Source organism: Mesorhizobium sp. M7A.F.Ca.CA.001.08.2.1, from assembly GCF_003998455.1.
Taxonomy (GTDB): Bacteria; Pseudomonadota; Alphaproteobacteria; order Rhizobiales; family Rhizobiaceae; genus Mesorhizobium; species Mesorhizobium ciceri.
In genome coordinates, this window is the sequence record NZ_RZPW01000620.1 from 1 (window position 1) to 3,850 (window position 3,850).

The following is a 3,850-nucleotide window of genomic DNA, read 5'->3' on the forward strand; positions in this document are numbered from 1 at the left end:
GAGTTGACGCGGCCGGATTTCAGGCTGACGAATCGCGGCAGCGGCAGGCCGCTCGGCCCGAGCGTGACGACGCTCTGGGCAGGTGCAGCCGCACTCTGTGCCGCCGTAAGCGAAGAATAAAGCAGAGCGCCGAGAAATGCTGCACTGAGGGTCAGGCGAAGCGACGCGAAACCAGACACTTTCATTCCTTTCGGCGCTTGCCTCGGCGCCCCTTTTTCTTTGTCTTCGGCGGCACCGCTTGTTACATGGGTAATCGGCACCGCGACCGGCTTTCAGTTTCGCCGGTCTTGGTTAAAGAGGTCTCAACGAGATCGGGTTAGAGCAATTCCAGCAAACCTGTGAAGCGGTTTTGCGTTCGGTATTGCGGCAAATACTCGAGAGGGAAACAATGGCAGGCAAAAAAAGGCCTCTCGTCGTCATCACGCGCAAGCTGCCCGACCCGGTCGAGACCCGCATGCGCGAACTGTTCGACGCAAGGCTGAATGTCGAGGACCGGCCGATGACGCAGCCGGAACTGGTCGCGGCGGTCAAGGAAGCCGACGTTCTGGTGCCGACCATTACCGACAATATCGACGCGGCGCTGATCGCTCAGGCAGGCGACAACCTCAAGCTGATCGCCAATTTTGGCAACGGCGTCGACAAGATCGATGTCGCGGCTGCGGCCAAGAGGGGCATCACCGTCACCAACACGCCGAATGTCCTGACCGAAGACACCGCCGACATGACGATGGCGCTGATGCTGGCGGTGCCGCGGCGGCTCGCGGAAGGCGCCAATGTGCTCACCGGCGACAAGAAATGGGCCGGCTGGTCGCCGACCTGGATGCTGGGCCGGCGCATCTGGGGCAAGCGGCTCGGCATTGTCGGCATGGGGCGGATCGGCACGGCCGTAGCCAGGCGGGCCAAGGCCTTCGGACTGTCGATCCACTATCACAACCGCCACCGAGTGCTGCCGGCCGTGGAAGACGGGCTGGAGGCGACCTATTGGGAAAGCCTCGACCAGATGCTGGCCCGCATGGATATCATCTCGGTCAACTGTCCCTCGACGCCGGCAACCTTCCATCTGCTTTCGGCGCGGCGGCTGGCGCTGCTGCAGCCCACCGCCTATGTCGTCAACACCGCGCGCGGCGACATCATCGACGAGGAAGCACTGGTCAAGCTGATCCAGGACGGCAAGATCGCCGGCGCCGGCCTCGATGTCTACGAGCACGAGCCGGCCTTGAACGGCAAGCTGCTGAAGCTCGCGGCCAAGAACAAGGTCGTGCTTCTGCCGCATATGGGCTCGGCGACGCTCGAGGGCCGTATCGACATGGGTGAAAAGGTCATCATCAACATCCGCGCCTTCGTTGACGGCCACCGCCCACCAGACCGCGTGCTGCCGCTCAGGACCTGACGCTGTCGCGGTGCAATATCCGTGGCCCACAAACCGTAAGATAAGACTTACGGGAGAGCTTTGCGCATGGTGATCGAGGTCGGCCTGGCATAGCCGTCATGCGCCGTCCGTCCAGTTTCGCGAAAGCCGAGGCGAGCAAAGGCCGCATGGTTCGCGGTCAACTCGATCCGCGTCTGAAGCTCGATGGCGGCCTTGCCGCGGCCGCGGGCAAGGTCTTCGACCGCCTGCATCAGCCGCCGGCCGATGCCTTGTCCCTGGCAGTCCGGCGCCACGGCGAGCTTGCCGACATAGAACTCTGCCACCTTTTCAAGGGCAAAGACGCAGCCGACGATCCGATCGCCCCTGAGCGCCACGAAGCCGGTCTCCCGCCGCGCCTTGTCCCGCAGAGTGTCGGCGGTCAAAAGGTGGGCCGAGGAGGGCGGGTCGATGACGTCGTCCATCGAGGCGAAGGCACGCATGATCAATGCGAGCACATCGTCCCAACGATCGAAATCGGTCGGGATCCGCCTGATGGAGACTGCTTCGATCAGGTCCAAGAATTCAGCTTCTCTTGTAACGGATGGTGTCGAAGCGCGCCGCCAGCCCATCATAAAGCAGCAGCCGGCCGACCAGCGGTTCGCCCACGCCGGTGATCAGCTTGACCGCCTCCATGGCCTGCAGCGTGCCGATGACGCCGGTCAGCGCGCCAAGCACGCCGACTTCGGCGCAGGACGGCACCAGGCCCGGCGGTGGCGCTTCGGGAAACAGGTCACGATAGCCTGGGTTGGGCTTGCCGTCCTTGCCGTCTTCGAAGGGCTTCAGCACCGTGACCGAGCCGTCGAAGCGTCCGACTGCGGCATGCACCAGCGGTTTCCCAGCGCTCGCGCAGGCATCGGCCACGGCGTAGCGCGTTTCGAAATTATCGGAACCGTCGACGACGATGTCATAGCGGGCGACGAGGGCAGGCGCATTGTCCGTGGTCAGCCGGAACGTATGCGGTTCGACTGTGGTATTGGGATTGATGCGGGCGATTGCCGCCTTGGCGCTGTCGGTTTTCAGCAGGCCGACAGTGTCGGTGCCGTGAATGACCTGGCGCTGCAGGTTGGAGAGCGAAACGGTGTCGTCATCGACCACGCCGAGTGTGCCGACGCCGGCGGCGGCAAGATATTCAAGCACCGGGGCGCCCAGCCCGCCGGCGCCGATGACCAGCACCCGGGCCTGCTTCAGCCTCTGCTGTCCGGCGCCGCCGATTTCCGGCAGCACGATGTGGCGGGCATAGCGTTCGATCTCGTCTGCAGTCAGGGCGGCAGTGGTCATTGCCTGATCATACAGGCACGGAAAAACCTTGTCAGGGGTCTTCGGTTGGCCCAACCGTCCCATGGTCGACGGTCAGGAATTGCGCGCGGCCCTGGAGACTGGAAAACAGCGCAGCATCGGTTCCTGTCATGAACGCCTGGCAGTTCAGTTCCTCCAGGATGGAAAACAGCGCCGCGCGCCGCCCGCTGTCGAGATGCGCAGCGATCTCGTCGAGCAGCAGGATCGGCGTCATGCCCGACATTTCGCCGGTCAGCCTCGCGTGCGACAGCACGATGCCGACCAGCAGCGCCTTCTGCTCGCCGGTCGAGCAGAGCTCGGCCGGCATCGCCTTGGGGCGGTGCCGAACCACCAGGTCCGAACGGTGCGGGCCATCGAGCGTGCGCCCGGCGGCGCGATCGCGCTCGCGGCCCTCGGCAAGCGTCCGACGGAAGCGTTCCTCCACATCGACCGCCGGCGCCACGGCAATCTCGGCTTCCAGCTCGCCTGAAAGGCCGATATCGGCCTGCGGAAACGGTCCCGTGTCGGGCAGCCTGTCGATCATGGCGGCCAGCAGGCGCACCATCTCGGCGCGCGCCGCGGCAATCGCCACACCGGTTTCGGCCATCTGCGTCTCGATAGCGTCGAACCAGCGGTCGTCCCGAGAGCTTTCGGTAAGCAGTCGGTTACGACCGCGCATCGCCTTCTCGTAGTCGATCGCACGTTGCCCGTGGCCGGGATCGATCGCCAGCACCAGCCGGTCGAGGAAGCGCCGGCGATCCGCGGCCGGTCCGGTGAATAACGCGTCCATGGCTGGCGTCAGCCAAACCACGCGCAGCCATTCCAGCATGTCCTCGGCCGAACGCGCCGAAGCTCCGTTGATGCGTACCCGCCTGCCGCCTTCGCCGGCGGTGTCACCGCCGGAAATGCCTGTTCCGATCTCGACCTGGCCATCAGGTCCGTCGAGCCGGGCATGCAGCGCAAAGCCGCCGTCGCCGCCCTCGCGCGCGACATCGGCGTAGGGCGCGCGGCGCAAGCCACGTCCCGGTGTCAAAAAGGAGATCGCTTCGAGGAGATTGGTCTTGCCGGCGCCGTTGTCGCCGGAAAAAACCACGGCACCTGGCGCCAGATCGATCGTCAGCGCCGCATAGTTGCGGAAATTAGTAAGTGTTAGCTTACTTATATGGT

4 protein-coding genes are annotated in these 3,850 nt (G+C 64.6%); 1 reads left to right on the plus strand and 3 read right to left on the minus strand.

Going from position 1 to position 3,850, the window contains the following annotated elements:
- The first annotated feature begins 388 nt into the window (after positions 1 to 388).
- Complete coding sequence (locus EN914_RS27595; RefSeq protein ID WP_013527881.1) at positions 389 to 1,390, plus strand: D-glycerate dehydrogenase; 1,002 nt, start codon at positions 389 to 391, stop codon at positions 1,388 to 1,390.
- Positions 1,391 to 1,437: 47 nt separating this feature from the next.
- Here the strand turns inward: EN914_RS27595 and EN914_RS27600 are convergent, their stop codons facing one another.
- The 3 genes from EN914_RS27600 to recF all read right to left on the minus strand — a co-directional run.
- Complete coding sequence (locus EN914_RS27600) at positions 1,438 to 1,926, minus strand: GNAT family N-acetyltransferase (protein ID WP_127218679.1); 489 nt, start codon at positions 1,924 to 1,926, stop codon at positions 1,438 to 1,440.
- 4 nt (positions 1,927 to 1,930) lie between these two features.
- Positions 1,931 to 2,686 carry a molybdopterin-synthase adenylyltransferase MoeB gene (locus tag EN914_RS27605; protein WP_013527879.1) on the minus strand — a complete coding sequence of 252 codons (756 nt, stop codon included), beginning with the start codon at positions 2,684 to 2,686 and terminating at the stop codon, positions 1,931 to 1,933.
- Positions 2,687 to 2,717: 31 nt separating this feature from the next.
- Positions 2,718 to 3,850, minus strand: a 1,133-nt coding sequence (recF, locus tag EN914_RS27610; RefSeq protein WP_206527249.1) for a DNA replication/repair protein RecF, incomplete at its 5' end; no start/stop codon positions are given.

Bases quoted from the DNA above. Each gene is read 5' to 3' on its own strand.
- EN914_RS27595 (WP_013527881.1), top strand. From the start codon at position 389: ATGGCAGGCAAAAAAAGGCCTCTCGTCGTCATCACGCGCAAGCTGCCC.
- EN914_RS27605 (WP_013527879.1), bottom strand. From the start codon at position 2,686: ATGACCACTGCCGCCCTGACTGCAGACGAGATCGAACGCTATGCCCGC.